This window comes from Undibacterium sp. SXout7W (assembly GCF_049339385.1).
Classification (GTDB): Bacteria; Pseudomonadota; Gammaproteobacteria; order Burkholderiales; family Burkholderiaceae_D; genus Undibacterium.
The window spans coordinates 1-17,926 of sequence record NZ_JBMPPF010000026.1; the positions used below are offsets into that span (position 1 = coordinate 1).

At 50.3% G+C, this 17,926-nt stretch carries 19 protein-coding genes; 7 read left to right on the forward strand and 12 right to left on the reverse strand.

Annotated elements, in window-relative coordinates:
* From ACO0LB_RS19160 to ACO0LB_RS19190, 7 genes are all read left to right on the forward strand, one after another.
* The coding region (locus ACO0LB_RS19160) for a tyrosine-type recombinase/integrase (protein ID WP_423052037.1) at positions 1 to 543 on the forward strand (543 nt) is incomplete at its 5' end.
* The gene (locus ACO0LB_RS19165) at positions 533 to 733 is read left to right on the forward strand and encodes a hypothetical protein (protein WP_423052039.1); all 201 of its coding nucleotides are present in this window, start codon (positions 533 to 535) and stop codon (positions 731 to 733) included. The genes ACO0LB_RS19160 and ACO0LB_RS19165, both read left to right, overlap by 11 nt.
* Positions 734 to 775: 42 nt before the next feature.
* Positions 776 to 1,006 (forward strand): hypothetical protein, encoded by a 231-nt coding sequence (locus tag ACO0LB_RS19170; protein WP_423052041.1) that lies wholly within the window; start codon positions 776 to 778, stop codon positions 1,004 to 1,006.
* Between the two features lie 37 nt (positions 1,007 to 1,043).
* Positions 1,044 to 1,511, forward strand: a complete 468-nt coding sequence (locus ACO0LB_RS19175; RefSeq protein ID WP_423052043.1) for an HAD domain-containing protein — start codon at positions 1,044 to 1,046, stop codon at positions 1,509 to 1,511.
* Positions 1,512 to 1,606: 95 nt separating this feature from the next.
* Positions 1,607 to 2,293: a hypothetical protein gene (locus ACO0LB_RS19180; protein ID WP_423052045.1), complete on the forward strand. Its 687-nt coding sequence runs from the start codon at positions 1,607 to 1,609 to the stop codon at positions 2,291 to 2,293.
* Positions 2,290 to 3,156, forward strand: coding sequence for an ImmA/IrrE family metallo-endopeptidase (locus ACO0LB_RS19185; protein ID WP_423052047.1), 867 nt, complete (start codon positions 2,290 to 2,292; stop codon positions 3,154 to 3,156). The genes ACO0LB_RS19180 and ACO0LB_RS19185 overlap by 4 nt, the downstream gene beginning before the upstream one ends.
* Positions 3,149 to 4,222: a beta family protein gene (locus ACO0LB_RS19190; RefSeq protein ID WP_423052049.1), complete on the forward strand. Its 1,074-nt coding sequence runs from the start codon at positions 3,149 to 3,151 to the stop codon at positions 4,220 to 4,222. The genes ACO0LB_RS19185 and ACO0LB_RS19190 overlap by 8 nt, the downstream gene beginning before the upstream one ends.
* Here ACO0LB_RS19190 and ACO0LB_RS19195 read toward each other — a convergent pair.
* The 12 genes from ACO0LB_RS19195 to ACO0LB_RS19250 all read right to left on the reverse strand — a co-directional run bounded on the left by ACO0LB_RS19195 (position 4,212) and on the right by ACO0LB_RS19250 (position 17,917).
* The gene (locus ACO0LB_RS19195) at positions 4,212 to 4,823 is read right to left on the reverse strand and encodes a sce7726 family protein (RefSeq protein ID WP_423052051.1); all 612 of its coding nucleotides are present in this window, start codon (positions 4,821 to 4,823) and stop codon (positions 4,212 to 4,214) included. The two genes, ACO0LB_RS19190 and ACO0LB_RS19195, sit on opposite strands and share 11 nt — an antisense overlap.
* Before the next feature lie 832 nt (positions 4,824 to 5,655).
* A complete protein-coding gene (locus ACO0LB_RS19200) occupies positions 5,656 to 6,105 on the reverse strand; it encodes a hypothetical protein (protein ID WP_423052053.1) in 450 nt (149 codons plus the stop codon).
* A 2-nt stretch (positions 6,106 to 6,107) separates the two neighbouring features.
* Positions 6,108 to 6,806, reverse strand: coding sequence for a ParA family protein (locus ACO0LB_RS19205; RefSeq protein WP_423052055.1), 699 nt, complete (start codon positions 6,804 to 6,806; stop codon positions 6,108 to 6,110).
* Between the two features lie 984 nt (positions 6,807 to 7,790).
* A complete protein-coding gene (gene ssuE / locus ACO0LB_RS19210) occupies positions 7,791 to 8,384 on the reverse strand; it encodes an NADPH-dependent FMN reductase (protein WP_423052057.1) in 594 nt (197 codons plus the stop codon).
* A gap of 25 nt (positions 8,385 to 8,409) precedes the next feature.
* The gene (locus ACO0LB_RS19215; RefSeq protein ID WP_423052118.1) at positions 8,410 to 10,029 is read right to left on the reverse strand and encodes a rhodanese-related sulfurtransferase; all 1,620 of its coding nucleotides are present in this window, start codon (positions 10,027 to 10,029) and stop codon (positions 8,410 to 8,412) included.
* Between the two features lie 20 nt (positions 10,030 to 10,049).
* Positions 10,050 to 10,646: a cysteine dioxygenase gene (locus ACO0LB_RS19220; protein ID WP_423052059.1), complete on the reverse strand. Its 597-nt coding sequence runs from the start codon at positions 10,644 to 10,646 to the stop codon at positions 10,050 to 10,052.
* 30 nt (positions 10,647 to 10,676) lie between these two features.
* Positions 10,677 to 12,005 (reverse strand): LLM class flavin-dependent oxidoreductase, encoded by a 1,329-nt coding sequence (locus ACO0LB_RS19225; protein ID WP_423052061.1) that lies wholly within the window; start codon positions 12,003 to 12,005, stop codon positions 10,677 to 10,679.
* Positions 12,006 to 12,026: 21 nt separating this feature from the next.
* A complete protein-coding gene (locus ACO0LB_RS19230) occupies positions 12,027 to 13,061 on the reverse strand; it encodes an ABC transporter substrate-binding protein (RefSeq protein ID WP_423052063.1) in 1,035 nt (344 codons plus the stop codon).
* Complete coding sequence (locus tag ACO0LB_RS19235; RefSeq protein ID WP_423052064.1) at positions 13,051 to 15,564, reverse strand: TonB-dependent receptor plug domain-containing protein; 2,514 nt, start codon at positions 15,562 to 15,564, stop codon at positions 13,051 to 13,053. Before ACO0LB_RS19235 ends, ACO0LB_RS19230 begins: the two co-directional genes overlap by 11 nt.
* A gap of 39 nt (positions 15,565 to 15,603) precedes the next feature.
* Entirely contained in the window at positions 15,604 to 16,626 is a 1,023-nt protein-coding gene (locus ACO0LB_RS19240; RefSeq protein ID WP_423052066.1) for an ABC transporter substrate-binding protein, read from the reverse strand.
* 63 nt (positions 16,627 to 16,689) lie between these two features.
* Complete coding sequence (gene tolR, locus ACO0LB_RS19245) at positions 16,690 to 17,112, reverse strand: protein TolR (protein ID WP_423052069.1); 423 nt, start codon at positions 17,110 to 17,112, stop codon at positions 16,690 to 16,692.
* Position 17,113: 1 nt separating this feature from the next.
* Positions 17,114 to 17,917 (reverse strand): MotA/TolQ/ExbB proton channel family protein, encoded by an 804-nt coding sequence (locus ACO0LB_RS19250; protein WP_423052071.1) that lies wholly within the window; start codon positions 17,915 to 17,917, stop codon positions 17,114 to 17,116.
* Positions 17,918 to 17,926 lie beyond the last annotated feature (9 nt).

The following is a 17,926-nucleotide window of genomic DNA, read 5'->3' on the forward strand; positions in this document are numbered from 1 at the left end:
TCGGCGCCTTGGCACGGGAGGAACTGCATTCAGATTCATAATGTACATGTACCCAGTTATTACGTGGACACTATGTTCTATAAATCCGGAGCGCGGTTCAAGACGACTTTACCGGGTGCTTACGAAACAAAGAATTCTGACACACGAATAATTCCTTTAAGTCGTGTTGCGATCAACGTTTTACTTTCATTGAAGCGAACGGCCAGTCCCAAAGTATTTAATTTATCAAAAAATTCGCTTACATCTGCATGGGGAGCCGCTAAGAAACGCGCACGCGATCAGTACATTGCCGACTGCAACGAGAAAAATGTCATTCCCCAAAATGGATACATTACCGATTTAAGATGGCATGATTTACGGCATGAAGGAACCAGCCGATTATTTGAGCATGGCCTGAATTTGATGGAAGTCGCTTCCGTCACCGGACATAAAACGTTAGCAATGCTGCGTAATTACACGCATTTGAAAGCCCAAAATCTGGCGCAGAAACTTGATCGTGCCGCTAACCCGGAACTTTCTGGGAGCAGCCAAAATGAATCGTGACGAATTGATCGCTTATGTCCCCGTCCATGAATACAACGGCCGACCATTTTTTGTTCGTATCTCGGAAATTCCGGAGCCGTGGCAAACACAGTTTTCGAGCTATCTCGCATCTAGCCAATGTCCGATGATCGAAGGTGAACGGAATCTGGCGTACGTGTGGGATTGGGAACGTTGGGTACATGGGCGATGAATCAGGTCAAGGGATTTTGAACGGTAATATCTTGGAGTTCACATGACAGTAAGTGATTTAATTGAGAACTTAAAACAGTTTGATCCGGCTTTGCCTGTCATTGTTGAGGGTTATGAAACAGGTTGGGATGGCATATTAACGCTGCGCATTGCAAATGTAATGAAGCACCTAAACGCCCATGAATGGGATGGCGAGTTCAAAGAACTTGGCGATAATCAGAAAATTGGCTGCGCAGCCTTGCTGATTGTAGGTCGGCGGGGGCAATATCGATGACATCAGCTCTTTCAGGAATTTGTGGGTGGAGAGTTAGGTGATCTTATTCCTTGATTTTGATGGCGTGCTTCACCCAGAGCCATGCGTCGACACCGGCATGCTGCTTTGCCATTTACCGCTGCTGGAATCGGTCTTGCGGGAATTTCCAAGCGTTCAGGTCGTGATTAGCAGCACCTGGCGTGCGACCCGTACACTGAATGAATTAAGGGATTATTTCAGCCCGGATATTGCAGATAGGGTTATTGGCGTAACGCCGAACTGGCGTGACCTACCAGATTTGCTGGATGCAATTGGACACACCTATGTGCGCCAGGTTGAGATCGAAGGATGGTTACGAGCGTCTGGCCGGCCGTGGGAGCAATGGGTCGCCATTGATGACAAGCCATATTGGTTTAGGCCGTTTTTGCCGAATTTGGTGAAATGTGATTCGCAGGTCGGTCTTTGCGATAGTGTTATTAATGAATTGAGGGCTAGACTAGACGAGATAACTTGCATGCAAATTTGATAAATTTGAAGAAATATTGTAAATTTGAAATATATTAAATTTAAATTTGCCTAACATTAATATTTCTGGCGCGTATCTCTCTTTATAACGGATCAATGATTACTATTGACGAAATCAAAGCGATGCTTTTATCGGGTGAATTGAGCCCCAACAACAATGACATAATTGCTTCGGGTACTTTGGTTGCGGCCGGCGGAACTAGTCATACATATACCCTCCACCACGGTTGGGACATTGCCAAATGTCTCGCTTGTGATGAACTTTGGCATTCATTTAACCTTAAGCTAATGAACTGGATTAGTGAACAAAAGTTCGATCCGGAAGCCTTGAAGAATGTCCTCGGGGAAATTCAGATTGATGATAGCCACTGGGAATGGTTCAAAAAGGCCTTAGTTTTTAAAAATGGTGAATTTCACTGGTTCTTTCTGATGATTGACGGGCAGCCTCAGGCGGCATGCGTTATCTTCCATCCCAAGAAAAGTGCGCTCGAAGAAATTGATGTGTTCTATATTGAATACATCGCAGTCGCTCCATGGAACCGACAAAATCCGATGGAATCGAGAACTTTCAAAGGAATTGGAAGTCTGTTGATTCGATCGATTATCTCCTTTGGCGTACAGAAACTTTCCTTCAATCATGGTTTTTCTCTTCACGCTCTCCCAAGAGCAGCAGAATTTTATGTCAAGATTGGTATGGAAAGAATTTCCCAGCACGACAAGGATACTTTGCAGTACTTTGAGATGCCAGAGAAAAGTGCAGTTGCGTATGCGGAGGAAAAATGACCAAAGCAGATATTCGCAATTTTGAATTGGACGATTTCCCAATGTCTCCAGTTGGTAGTCAACCAGCTCAAAAATACTATGATGCGTTTTTACGCGCAAAGTCACTTTTCGATCAGATTCCTGCAAAGGATAAAAGTAAAAATAGCGAAGCTGCCTTCTTGAGTATTTTTAAGGAAGTTAGCTCGCAGCCTGCTGACCAAGTTGCACTTTTCCGCAGGCATGCGGACGCGAAGGATGCATTAACAACGTTATGGCTGTCGAAAGTCCGGAGCTGGTCCAAATTATTTGTCGGCATGAATGGCCTGCCGAGCTTCAATGGGATAACCTCCGACGACATGACAGGCATCGCAAAACTAAGCCGAGATATCAAATCTATTCGACAACTGCCTCACATCTTGGCCGAACGAGGCATTGTATTGATTTACGAACCTTATCTTGCTGGAATGAAGCTTGATGGAGCTGTTTTCGCGCTCGACAGTGGCAATCCTGTAATCGCGCTTAGCCTAAGGTATCCGCGCCTGGACAGCTTGTGGTTTACGCTAATGCATGAATTGGCTCATATTTCGCTTCATTTGGATCTTCTAACGACTCCAATTCTCGACGATCTTGATGAGGACTCTAGCGATTTGATCGAAAAGGAAGCTGATCGACTTGCGCTAAACGCAACTATCAGTCGGAGTGATTGGAGAAATTGCGAAGCCAAATATGAATTTAAAGAAAATGCCGTTTTTTCATTTGCTGCGCGCGTCGGCGTCCATCCGGCAATAGTTGCTGGTAGGCTTCGGAAAGAGCTCAATCGATATAACCTGTTTTCCGAAATAGTTAACGCCGTTGACGTCAGAAAGGTAATTTGGGATGAATAAATATGTGCCGTTCTTAAAATTGAAAGTCAACGAGGTTGGCGCATTGAATGAGTTAGCTGACGATTTGAAGGCAACGATAGTTCCATTCTTCGACTTACCACGAAAAAAAGAAGGAATGACCGCAGAAGAGTTCTGTGCACTAACAGAAAAGAGCGCTCGAAGCGTGGAGCGTAACCTTTCAGACTTTGGAGCCTTTTATCTTGATAATTTTGACATTGAAGACACTGTCAAAGTAAACGGTACTGATAATTATCAATTCGTAATAGACCGTTTTTGTAAAACTAATTTTATCCCGGTAATTGGGCTCGATCGTACATTTGCGCGCAACCAACTTGTGTTTGACGCAAAAAAGAGTGGGCAAATTAATGCCAATCAAATTGCCCTTAGGCTACAGGCGGAAGATATCGAAGAATTCGCCTTAGTCCAAAGCGAAATTCTCGATTTATTTAATTTAGGGAGCGGGCTATTTGAACAATGGATTCTTATTATCGACAATCGAGTATGCATAGAAATCGATGCAGGAAAACGAGCCGCACAACTGTTATCTTTCGTGCCAGCTTGCCTCAAAGCGATACCGTTCGATGAGGTCGTTGTTACTGGGTCATCGATTCCGGCGTCGATCGGAGACGTTATCGGAACCAATAGTGAAGGCGTTCATGAGCGTCAAGAACTAAGTATTTTTCAACCGGTCATTGAAAAAATTCGGAATGGGAAAATTTCATTTGGGGACTATACAATTGTCAGTCCCCTTTATTCAGATATAGATATTCCCCCTGAGGCTTTGCGGAACGTCACAGCACCCAAAATAGCTTATTCCTACGGCAAAGTTCATTACATTTTCAGGGGGGGCCAGCTATCGTCACACCCCAGGGGAAACTTGCAATATAACGATCTTGCTGAGCGCCTAGTTTCAATGGAGTTCTACCGTACCCCACCATATTCATTCGGGGACCATTATTTGAATGAAAAGGCGAATGGGCGGGGAAAAGGAGTTACACCAAGTAGTATCTTGAAACCAACTATAAATGCGCATATTACCTATATGTGCAGGGATTTCAAGTTCTAAGAACCCTGGACAAGAGCTGTTCGCTAATTTGTTTTGATATCCAATCTCTAGAAAAATTCTCTGCTAACAATTCTGTTAGTCTCTTGCGACTCAATTTGGCAAGACTAGATTCTGAGATTGGTTCTGCAATCGTTGTAAGCTCTGACTTCCACAAAGTTAGCAGGGCAAGTTGTTTATCAAATCTGTTGCTCACGCCCGCTGGCCGAACATAAGAGCAAATTACTCTGCCTTTCCAACTCTTGGCGACCATAATTCCCCAATGTGCCGGCGTATATAAAATGGCTCGATCAAGATGTCGCGCCGTAGTAACAAGTGTTACCTTTCGAAATACTAGGTCATAAAATTGCGCCTGCTTTTGCACCCGCTCAATGCTGTCTTTGTCGGACTTAATCTCGTAGCAGTGGGCGTTATTATTATGTATCGCGACAATGTCGGCAATAGCGTTACCGTTATGCACGCGAAGTTCTTCGAGCACAGCGCGGGGAGCGCGAGATGATTTAGTAAGATGTATCTTCAACGAATGCCGAATCTCTTTGTCACCTAACAAATCGTTATTTTTTATTTTCTGCTCTCTGATGGAACATACCAACTCAGTTAACACGGGGAACTAATCTCCAAATTTCAACCTGACTCTGATCATGTATTTGGACGCATGGCAGTTGAATCATAATGGCATTCTGTCAAAATAAATTCTCCATGTCCAACAAGATTCATCTAGCCGATTATTAACTGTCACTGCGACGAGACCAACGACTCCATCATACTATTTTACCTGAGTGGGAGACTTAATTTATCGTGCCGCTGAATTTGACCTAGGTACGTCGACGAGAAAATATTAAGTCGCGTGCACGTCGAGACCTAGACATGTTCGACTTCACTATCTTAGCGAAAAAAGAACCGGATAAACGCGGTTGCACAGATTCAGCCAGTCAATACAGCATTTAACGCATCTTGTCCCAATGGAATGGTAAATCAAGCGTTAGACTCGAAATAACGCAAAATCGATCGTTCCACCAGCATGAGAAGGAATACTCGTTATTGCGCTTGTGTACTTATCGGTTTGTAAAAGTACGTCACTAAGGCAGATCAAATGTATGTCGATGCCCGATATGTCACTCTGACTATTAATTAGACGTAGAAAACTATCCTGATACCCAACTCCTGCCACATAAACACAAACCTTCGGCTTAAGTCGCACTAAATCCGAATGAAGAATCTTCGCCTCGTTAAGACTCAGAACATTAGACGACAACTTACTTTGAAAATGTGCGAGCATTTTATTGTCGCCATCCATTATCGCTCCATCGACGGAGCCGTCACTTCCAAGTGGCCCACAAATAAACGATAGATGAGATGCGAGTCGTTGACCGATCTCTTGCTTACGTTTTGTAGTGGAAAATACGATACTACTAATGACTTGAGTAGAATAATAACTATCCATGGTTTACTAATTTGAGATGGAGCTCAAATAGACCAATTTTAATCAGCCTTTTAGCAGCGTCATTGTCCTTGAGCATCATAATGGCACGTACCGCGTCCCGCGAAGGCTTAAAATACGTGCGTTCAATATCCACGTCCTCGTTTTTTACTTTTTCATCAAAAGCCCCGCAGTCGCCTCCTTGCAACTTATGAAATGCAAAACAAATCACTTCATTCAGGCCAAATTGGTCTCCAAAAATCGCTTTCAGTTCAGTAAGCTTTATTAGTTGCACTGAGTCTAAATCTACTGGCATCCCCTTTCCCTTTTTGAACTTAGAGAACACAGTTTCAACGGTATTATTAATATAATAGTCATTGTTTTTAGATGACCCTGTCTGTTCTTCAGTCCGCTCATGTGCCGGGTTTTTGGGTAATTTGCTAAAACGAGAGTTATTTTGAATCATAATCACGATCCTAAGACAATTTTCCTATACATATCGTAAAAATAATCGTAGCCGTCGTAATTCCATACGAAATCGAAATCCTGAAAGACTGCGTTTCCAAACAACTCTGGGTTAGCTGGTATGCTAGCAAGAATCTCACAATTCAACTTGCTGCCCCCCAGGTTATCAAAAATCCACTGTGAATCGACTCCTATCGGAACAATCTTTACCAGTGGTGCAATGCCAAATGCGGCCATACCTTCGATTGTCTGCAGCACTGGCGTCAACTGCACCAAACCACCATGATCTCCATACTTTATAGGAATTATTATAAGATCAGGCTCAACCTCAGAGATAATTTGACTCGCAGTTAAAGGATCTGGCGTAGTATCGAAGACAAAATGTGTGAAATCTTTTTTCATTTTGACTATCTTCGAAATACGCTCACTCAAGCCATGCTTACTCGTAGGCTGTAAAGAATTAAGGGGGATTATAGATAAAGTTTCACTAACTTTAACGACTTCATCCGTCTTCGGCGTAGTACCTCTATTAAAAAAGCAATAGCTAGTAACTTGACGATCACCATCCACAAGTAAGGTATTACCATCCCCCTGCAGAACACCCGCAACATGAACTGCCGTTGTAGACTTCCCGACTCCGCCTTTGAAATGAATGCATAAAACCTTCATATAGAACTGCTCCAATATTTTATTAGCATTCATTTTACTATTACTAGCAAGATATCTCGCATGCTTGATGTGCAAAGATAGCGTTTTCTCTCAACTTGCAACAAATTAAGCTCGGAACATCTGCCAAACCTCACACTAAGAGATCGATCAAACGTCCTATTAAAAATCGATGATTTGTGCTGGTTTGTTCTAAAAATCGATTTAAATATCGACTATTTTTTACGAAACATAGAACCAGCTTGGGTTTGCGGGCGATTGGTATTATAAAAAATACGTCCCTCAAAATCCCGCGCCGCAAGGCGTGCCGGTTCGATTCCGGCTCTCGGCACCAACCAAATGCTAAGCTCTTGATTTTTCAAGGGCTTTTTTGGTTTTTAAAGCCTGTTTTTGTTTGGTGTCACATATGAGTGTCACATATCACACAAAATGGGTATCAAACTCCCTTCCAATTTACACCGCAACCGACATGGTGTTTTGTACTTTCGCCTCAATATCCCTGAAGACCTACATGACTTCTTTGAGACCAAAGTAATCTACCGCAGCTGACTTACTTCCAGCATCCGGCTCGCTTCTGTTGCTGCGCAAACGATGGCGCTCAAAGTGAAGCATTTGTTTGGAGAACGTCAGCACCAATCGATGGCAAACCAAAACAACGGCTGACGGATTGAACAAATTCATGTAATTGGCGTACTTGCAGGAACACATCAGACTGGCTGATTTACCAGGCAGAATAGAAAAGTAAGAGGCTGAGTTGGTACAAAATGAACAATCCATAGTCAACTTACAGTTGGAACAAGCGGAAAGCAAACAAACCCATTGAGATTCAGACCCAAGGCTTGCCACAGCAATCCTTGGGGTCAAAATTACAGGTCGCCATTGCGTTAACGGGAATACTCTTTTTTTGAGGATCGAATGACTTTCGTGCGATCGCGTTGCTATACACCCACTGGATGAACCAATGGGTGATCGCTTCTGATTCTGATTGTCGGGATGGGTTACAACAAGTACGGCTTCACTTTATACCAACGCTAACTCTGATACCTCTGGCAGAGATTTGTGCGGTAATTCAGTATTCTCGGCATGGTAACGTCCGGATTCCGAATGCAACCTGAATATGCCCTGTTCCAGTCGTGTTACCAACGCCTCCTCTACCTTGTAGCCCTGACCTTCTGGGCCTTTCAATTGTGCCGAGGTAGCGTAGATGCCGGGCAAAACCAATTCGGCGGACAGTGCCTGCAATACGGGTCGCAAAGCATAATCTATCACCAGCATATGCGACTGACTGCCGCCTACCGCCAGCGGTAGCACCAATTTATTTTTCAGACCGTCTTGTGGCAGGATGTCCAGAAACAGCTTCAATATCCCTGTGTAGGACGCCTGATATATCGGCGTGGCAATCACCAACGCCTGCGCTTCCGCCACCTGGGCAAGCGCTGCAACAATATTAGCGTCGTAAAAATCTGCATGCAGAAGTGCCTTAGGTGGCAAGTCGCATATGTCCAGCCACGACAAGCGGTGTCCCAGTCTAGCCAGCCGTTCGCCCACATCAGTCAACAAGGCTCTGCTGCTCGATGTCTGTGACGGACTGGCACTCAGTAATAAAATATTCATGATCAATTCCTTCAATCGCTCATCATCAGATCACGTGAAAGCCATGAGTGCCATCGCGCCCCAGTTGATCCACCAGACCGAATTCCCAGTCTAAATACGCCTGCATTGCTTCAGCACGGTTATCAGTACCCTCGTATGGGCGACGATAGCGATCGATCAGCGGCGATGCTAATCGCGTTGCGCCGGACTCCACAGGCAAGCCTGCTTCGGCCCATGCGCTGGTACCACCGTTCAGAACATGTATTGGCAAATCCGTTAATATCCCTAGGTCGGCTGCGGCATAGCGTGCCAGAAGACTGCTGCCACAGGTCAGCACATAACGCTGAACACCTTTCGGCAACATCGCCAGCACAGCTGGCAATTCCGAACGCAGTGCAAACCAGGCGCCGGGGATGTGGCGCTTCTGATAATTGACGCCAGAAGTAAAATCCAGCACCGCAACTTCTTCCGATGCATCAGCCAGCCATGTTGACAAGGTAGTGACATCGATCTCTGCCACCTGCGGCTGTGGTGGCAGCTCGGCAATCCACGCGGTAGTGATCGTAAAGTCTGCCGCTTGCAGGCCATCCACCACATAGACTTCGTGATTCATCTGTCGCAACCAGTGTGCCGTCAGGTTGGCACGAACGCCGTCATTGTCGGCCAGCACAATGCGCGCACCTCGCACGGGCGCAAACTGCTCAGTTTCCTGTACCAATTGACCACCAGGCGCAGAACGGAAATGCGGTAAACGGCCTGCGTCAAATTCTGCAGGGCTGCGAACGTCAAAGAAGTAAGTCGTGCGCGTTACGTCGGCATACAGCGCTTTCAGTGCCGTGCCTTGCAGGCGCGTTACGCCAGCACGGTCAGCCAATGCCCTCGCATCCTGCGCTGCTTGCTGGTGATTCGCTTCCGATGTCGGCGGATAGCTACGTGACTGGCCGTGCTCCAGCTTTTGTTGCGCCAGCGTCCAGCCTATCGTTCCGTTGCGCAGTGCTGCAATCGGGTTCGGCACACCGGCATTAATCAGTGACTGCGTGCCGATGATGCTGCGGGTACGGCCAGCGCAGTTGACAATGATGCGTGTGTTGATATCAGGTGCCAGCTCGCGCGCACGCAGCGCCAGCTCGGCACCAGGCACACTGACGCTGCCTGGAATACTCATGGTCTGGTATTCATCGTAGCGCCGTGCATCAAGAATCACGATATTATCGCCTGCATCAATCAGCGCCTGTACCTCCTGCGCCGATAGTGAGGGTGTATGACGAACAGACTCGACCAGTTCGCCGAATGCCTTACTGGGAACATTCACATCACGGAATAATTCACCGCCAGCAGCACGCCAGCCGTCAACGCCGCCATCCAGTAATGAGACATCGGAATACCCAAGCTGGCGCAAGCGGCTGGCAGCGGCAAGCGCCAGTCCCTCGCCGCCATCCAGCACGACAATTGCAACATCGCGACGTGGCAGTTTGGTGTAGGCATCAAGCTCAATACGGCCGTAAGGCAGATTAGCTGCGAACAGTGGATGCGATTGAGCATGTGGATCTTCTTCCCGCACATCCAGCAAGGCAATTTCGCAGCCGGCCAGCAGCACTTCGCGAACCTGAAGGAAGCTGCGATGTGGGAAGTCAGAAATGGTGAGTTGAAGCAGGTTTTTAGTCATGGTATCGAAATTTTGTTGAGTCATGCTGCATTAGCGGCATTAGCGACATTAGCGACATTGGCGTAGCCGGAGCGGAAAGGTTTGACCTGACCATCTGCGGTAAATACGCTGCGGTCTACGGCGCCAATGTCAGCGCCGTAGACATGAATACCGATAGAGATGCGATCGTCATAGGCATTGAATACCTGATGAATATCACCCAGCGATGGTGAGACTGCCGTCACCACGCCGGTTTCCAGGCGTAGTGGCTGGCCAGCCTTCTCCAGTACTCCGTCGGCACGACGGTGGTAGTCCTGTGATATCTCGGCACCACGCAGCAGGCCAATCAGCCCCCATACGGTGTGGTCATGGATCGGTGTCGACTGCCCGGGACCCCAGACAAAACTGACCACCGAAAAGCGGGACGCCGGATCGCGGTAAAGTAAATATTGCCGGTAATACTGCGGATCAGGTAACGATGCAGACTGCGGTAGCCAGTCATCGTGTGCGACCAACTCACTCAGCAAGATTGATCCCTGCGCTACTATATGCGGCTCATCCTGGCTGATCAGATTCTCCAGCCCTTCGACGAAGCTCCGTAATCTTGGTGGCAAATCGTTTTTTTGTATATCACTCATCTTGTTCTCCCGGGTCAAGTGATCAGCCTGTCAGGCCACCTGGCGTCGTGCAGCAGTGTAGCGGTTTTCTGGCACGTCCAGTCCCAGATTACCACGTAGCGTACTATGTTCGTAGTCCTTCCTGAACAAGCCGCGCTGCTGCAACACTGGTACGACTTCGGCAACAAAAGCATCCAGTTGGTATGGCAAGGATTCAAACAGGATGAAGCCATCAGCAGCGCCATGATCAAACCAGCGCTGGATCGCATCTGCCACCTGCACACCGGTACCGACAAATTCCCGGCGAGGGCTGGCGTAACGCAATGCAGTCTGGCGCAGCGTCAGGTTTTCTTCACGTGCCGTGCGTATGATGTGCTCGGATGAGCTGCGATTACTATCCGCACCGAAGCGGGCAATATCGGGGAACGGAGCATCCAGCGGATATTGGGTCAGATCGTGTTCGTTAAACGAACGCGCCAGCGCGACCAGCGCATCTTCAATACGGATCAGGCTCACAGCTTCCTGATACAGACGTTCTGCATCTTCTTCGGTGCGACCAACAATAGCGCGCAAGGCAGGCAATACGTTTAAACGATCCGGCGCACGACCAAAGGCAACCGCACGGCGCTTGATATCGGCATAGTAGGTTTGCGATGCCTCTATTGAGGAATTTTCAGTGAAAAAAGCATCTGCATAACGCGCTGAAAAATTGCGACCATCTTCTGACGCACCAGCCTGGAAAATCACTGGTTGTCCTTGTGGCGAACGGCTGATGTTCAGCGGTCCGCGTACCGAGAAAAACTCTCCCTGATGATGCAGCGTATGTAATTTGGATGGGTCAAAGAATTCACCGCTGGACTTGTCGCCCACCAGCGCATCATCTTCCCACGAATCCCACAGTCCCTGCACCGTCTCCAGATGTTCGGCCGCAATGCGGTAGCGTACCTCATGTGGTGGATGCGAAGGCTTGCCATAATTTTCTGCACTACCGGACAACCACGACGTCACGACATTCCAGCCAGCGCGACCACGGCTGATGTGATCCAGCGAAGCAAACTGGCGCGCCACCGTGTAAGGCTCGCTGTAACTGACCGTCAGCGTACCGACCAAGCCAATATTCTTGGTTGCAGTTGCTAATGCCGACAAAATCGTCAGCGGTTCAAAACGGTTAAGGTAGTGCGGACTGGATTTTTCGGTGATGTGAACGCTGTCAGCAACAAACAGAAAATCAAACTTGCCCTGTTCTGCCAGTTTGGCCTGACGAAGGTAAAAATCAATGTTGGTACTGGCCGATGGATCAGCGTCAGCATGACGCCAATCTCCCCAGCCGGGGCCTACGCCGTGCAGGATAAAACCCAGTTTTAATTGTCGTGTACTCATGTCAATGCTCCTTGTATAGGGTTAGGCGGGTTGAAACAGACTGGCATCCACCAGTTGGCTGGCATCAACCCGCTTTGGGAATAATTTTGCTTCAAAAAACGTATCGGCCACCAGTTGTAACTGGCGCACGATCTCGGCGTCCACGGCACGTAACTGTGGACGATCACGACTGATCGCCAGCTTCGCCACATCTGCGGGTAAACCGGTCAGGCGCTGGAATACGTCGCCGTATTCCTTGGGATGGGCATTGGCCCACGTGTTGGACAACGCCAGGCGGCGCAGTACGTCCGCCAATGCGGCTCGCTTGCCAACATCAGCCAGCGCAGCATCCGATGCAGCGATAACACCAATACCGGAATTGATACCAACGCCATCACGCAGCACGCGCGCACCGCGGATTTCAGCACTGGCCTGATAGCTGCCGAAGGTAGCCCAGGCTTCGATTTTTCCGCTGGAAAAAGCCACGGCAGCGTCACTGGGCAACAAAAACCCGGTGTTAACATCGTCCGTTTTCAGGCCTGCTTCACGTAAAGCACCAAATAGCAGGTAGTGCGCCACACTGCCACGTGCCGATGAAACGATGACATTGCGGCCTTTCAGATCCGCCACCGTTCTGATCGGAGAATCAGGCGGAACCAGTATCGCCACGCCAGTTGGCGAAGACACGCTGGCAGCCACCACCTTAACTCGCGCTCCACCAGCTGCCGCTGCCAACGCCGGCGTATCGGCCGCCATCGCGGTATCAACGTCGCCCGACACTACTGCCTCGAACAGCGGTGCTGCACCCTGGAAGCTGGCCCACTCGATCTGATACGGTATGCCTTCCAGCACACCAGCCGCTTCTGCCTTGGTGCGCAGCAGTTTGACCTGATCGCCCAGCACCAGTTTGACCTTAGACAGATCGGGTACTGACGCTGATGCTAGCACCGGTGCTGAAACAGAACCAGCGACCGAAACGTCAGCCTGCTGTCCGCTACCCTTGCCGCAAGCGCCAAGTAGCGCGGCGGCTGGCAGCATCGTCAGCAAGCGCCGGATTCGATTGGGGTCAGAAGTCATACGTCACCTTGGCGTAGTAGAACGCACCGGTCGGTGCGAACGGTGAAGGACCATAAACAAAGCCATTGCCTCCAGAGTTAGCATCACCCGGGCCGTTCTTATCTGGCGTCACATTGAACAGATTAGTTGCACCTACGACCAGCTTGGTGCGCTTGTTGATGGCATAGCTCAGATCCAGATCCGTCAACCACTTGGCGCCAAAGTAATAATCCTGCGCACGGTTAGCGGTTGTTTGCCATACATAAGAATCGTAGCGCGTGGTTTGTACATTGGCTTCCAGCGCACCGATAGACCAGCGTGCCGACAAAATCAATTTGGTCCGCGGTGTCGCGCTGAGATCACCAATACCACCGCCAGCCGCATAGCCAAACCACACCGAGCTGCCACCTGGATTAGTCCCCAGGCCAGTGATCTCTGATGGAGTCGCATTGATCCGGGTAACGGTTGTCTGATTCCAGTTGAGCGCCGCCCCCCAGCGCACCACACCATAGCTGCCGTAGTCGCTGGTGATATCCGCCACCAGATCGGCACCGCGCGTGCGCGTGTCAACGGCATTAGCAAAGTACTGTACCCATTCAGTTCCGGTCAGCCCCGCCGCGATCAGCGTCGGCGCAAAGGCCGGGCCGAACATATAGCCAGTGCGGACGATACGGTCTTTAACGTTGACCTGATAGGCATCCAGCGTGACGTTAATGTTATCGGCTGGCTTGACCACCAGACCGATGCCTGCGTTGACCGATTTTTCAGGCACCAGATCGCGTGCGCCGAACTGGCGTGCCAGCGCGGAATCATTGCGCAGCAGCTTGGATAAACTAGGGCCGACGACGCCGGTGACCGGGTTGATATTCGTACGGTTATCGGTCTGCGAGTAGCCACTCTGCGTCAGCGAAGGCGCACGAAAGCCAGTACCGACAGTGCCGCGTATCGCCAATGCAGGCGTGAAATCATAGCGACCATTGATCTTGCCGCTGGCGGTATTTCCTGCGCTGTCGTTATAGTGCTCGGCACGCACAGCGCCATCGACGAACAGGTTATCGAGCGGATAAAAACCGATATCGTTATATACCGCCAATACCGTGCGACGGATGCTGGTAGCATCTGCCGGTGACAACGCTACACCCGCCTGCGCACCTACCGCTGCGGGCTTGCCAACGTTAGGATTCCCTTCCTGATCGCCAGTTCTGAAGATATAGCCGCCGTTGATATATCCCAGCGGATCGCCAGCATAGGTACTGAAACGCTCAGCACGCTGCTCCAGTCCCCAGGACCATTGCAGTGGCTTTTTCAGACCGATATCGACCGTGCGGGTAAAGTCTTCATTCGTCGTCCATTGCTCGAACTGGTACGTTGCCAGATTATCGAAACTGGTCGGTGACGCAGGTCCGAGCGAAGGATTCAGCGTCAGATTGCTATACTGACGCGCCCGGTTCCGGCCATAACCGGAGCTGACATCCCAGTTCCAGCCAGCACTGTGGCCACGTGCACCCACATTCAACTGAAAATCGTAAGCGCTCATGTTATTCAGCGCGAAATACCCATCCGGAAATATCTGCCCGATGGTTGCCAGTCCGTTCGGACGACGGAAATTATTACCCGCCACAGTATTGCGCGTACCGCCAGTACCGAAGGCGTACAGCGTGATGTCCTTGTCGTAGGGCTTTTCGGCATTGAAGGCGATGTCGTACGCTTCTATACCCGGATCGCCGTTATGCGCACCATCGCGATCCCAGGTCGCATTCTTGGGATTCGATGCTGGCGAATACGCGACCAGATTTGTCGATGGAAAGTTATACCAGGCCTGACCACGCTTGCGCAGCACCGCGCCGACGTTCACGAAACCATCATCACCTAATGTGAAGCCAGCATTGGCCTCCAGCTTCTTACTGGTCAGATCACCCTGCCCGTCTTTCAGCTTGCCGTAGCTGGCCGAGATCGAACCGCCGTGATTGCTGTTTTTGAGAATAACGTTGACCACGCCAGCCACAGCGTCCGAACCATACTGAGCTGCAGCGCTATCTTTCAGCACTTCGATATGATCAATGATGCTGAGTGGAATGCTATCCAGATCGATGGCATTCACGCCACTGGTGTCACCGCCACCGTTGGTCAATAACGCTGAGTTATGGCGACGCTTGCCATTAACCAGCACCAGTGTGTAAGCCGGCCCCAGTCCACGATTGCTGACTGGACGCACCACCGAATTCACACCCGCCTGATTGGTGCCGAAGTTAAACGATGGCAGCAACCGTGCCAGCGCCTCGGCCAATTCAGCACGCCCAGTGTTAATCAGTTGTTCTCCGCTGATGACATCAATGGGAGCTGGGCTGTCCGCCACCGTACGGGCTTCGCCACGTAGGCCGGTGGTCACAACCACGTCCTGCACCTGGCTGACGCTGCTCTGCGCCAAGGCAGCTCCGCTTCCCAGTAACCCAGTCGCCCATAGCGCCAGATACAAGGTCGTGAATTGTGGTGTGCTTCTCTGGTGATGATTAGATTGCTGCATATCGTCATGTCCTCTGCTGTCAAATAGGATTAAATAGAGTTAAAGGTAGGAGGCAAAACTGCGGTCCCACAGTGGGCGCACATCGAGGCGGCGCGATAGCAGACCAGCATCGGCAAAGACATCTGCTACCTGCTGCTGCGAGCGTATCGCCGTATCGTCCACCGCCACCAGTTTGTAGGGCTGGCTGCGCTGGCTGACCTGATTGAGAAACAGTTGCGACGGTACGCCAGCGATTTGTCCGCTCTTGGCAGCCCACGCTTTGGGATTGCGGTTGATCCAGTCATACACTTTCGCCAAACGCTGGAGATAGTCACCAATAGCTGCATGCCTGAGCGGGTCAGCGATTGCCTTGTTCGATGCGCTGATAACGTAATTGCCAGACAAGTAACCGTCAGCGGTGCGCAGCACGCGTGCGCCCTGATTCTTCGCCAGTTCCACCACCAGTCCATAGATCACCCAGGCATCAAGCTGACCGCTCTTGAACGCTGCCAGCGCATCCTGCGGTGGTAATGCGACGGGCTGGATATCCTTGAAGGTCAAGCCCTTTTCTTTCAGTAGTTGCAGCAGAAAGTAGTGCGATGTTGTAGAGCGTGCATAGCCTATGCGTTTGCCTTTGAACTGCGCCGGATCGGTTATCGGCGAATCCTTTGGCACCAGTACGACCTGATTATTGACATCGCCGCGCAGCACCGCGATGACTTTCATCGGTGCACCGCTGGCCGCGGCAAAAATCGGCGGGATCTCACTCATACCGCCAACATCCAGAGAATCCGATGCCAGCGCCTCAACGATCAGATTGCCTGCGGCAAACTCGGCCAACACAGTTTTGTAGGGAATGCTGGCAACGCCAGCCTCGTTAAAATAGCTGGAGTCACCTCCCTTGTATGTGCCGATACGCAACGTCGTGTCGCGCAGTTGTGCGCCATCAGCTAGTGGTGGTGCAGCGTGGCTGAGGTTACCCCAGCCACCGAACAATGCAGCCAGTCCAGCGCCGGTGCCGAGTTTTGCGCCTGAGCGCAAGAATTGGCGGCGAGCGTCGCCCTTCGAAATGATCGAATCCATTTTTTTATTCCTGTTTAAATGAAGGATGTAGCTGATTCTTCAGCTAAGTCATTCGCTAAGATATTAGCGTGGCGGCGCTTCCGACACTAAGGCGATGCGGGCATAACCTGCATCGTTCAGCGTGCCCATCGTCTGCACAATGCGACCATAGGCCAGCGCCTGATCACCACGCAGATGAATGCGGCGTTCCTTGTCGCCACTGGCCTCCTGTGCCATCAGCGTCAGCAATGTCTCTGGTGTCGCGGCTGTCTGGTTGACATACACCGTACCAGCGGCATTGATGCTGACGACGATGGGTGGCTTGGGCTCCTGCAACGGTTTGGCGCTGGAGGTCGGCAAATCAACTTTGACACCGGCCGTCATCATCGGCGCGGCCACCATGAAGACGATCAGCAAGACCAGCATCACATCCACCAGCGGCGTGACATTGATGTCACTGACAGGCCCAACCCGGTGCGAAGGTCCGGAAGATAAGCGGACACCCATGTCAGGCTCCTTGCGTCGCCAGCGGCGTGACGTTGTGGACGCTACGTTCAGACTTAGCGGGCGGCGTAGTGCCTGTCTGTGAAGACTCAGATACGTCAGCCAGCGCTTCGCCGGATTCCAACTGACGAGACAACTGCACCTCAACCAGTCCGGTCAGCGTTGCAATGCGTGCGGCATAGCTATTCAGATCACCAGAAGCGCGGTTATATGCCACCACAGCAGGGATTGCAGCAACCAGTCCCAGCGCGGTTGCAAACAGCGCTTCGGCAATACCTGGCGCTACGACAGCCAGGCTGGTGTTGTTGTTCGCCGCAATTCCCTGAAAGGCATTCATGATGCCCCAGACGGTACCGAACAAACCGACAAACGGTGCGACTGATCCAATCGTCGCCAGTACCGACAAGCCTTTTTGCAATTGCTCGGTTTCGATGTTGCCAGCGATCTGTCCAACCCGGTTGATGCGTTCCTTCAGACTGTCGCGTCCTGTCGCATCCAGATGCAACTGCTGACGATGACTGACGTGCCATTCATCGGTAATCGCTGTAAAGACACGGGAAAACGGGTCCTGCGGATGTTGTCTGAGTTCCTGCGCCAACCGCGTCAGCGAGCGTTGTCCGGACAATGCCGTAGCCCAGGCCACGGCATTGCGGCGCAGGCGGGAAAAGCGCAGCAATTTATCAACGATGACACCCCAACTGACAAAGGAGGCCAATGCCAGTAAAACGAGGATGGACTTGACGATAAAATCAGCCTGCTCAAACAATTCCAGCGGCGACAGATGTGCGGCAATAGGTGTAGTGCTCATGATGATTCC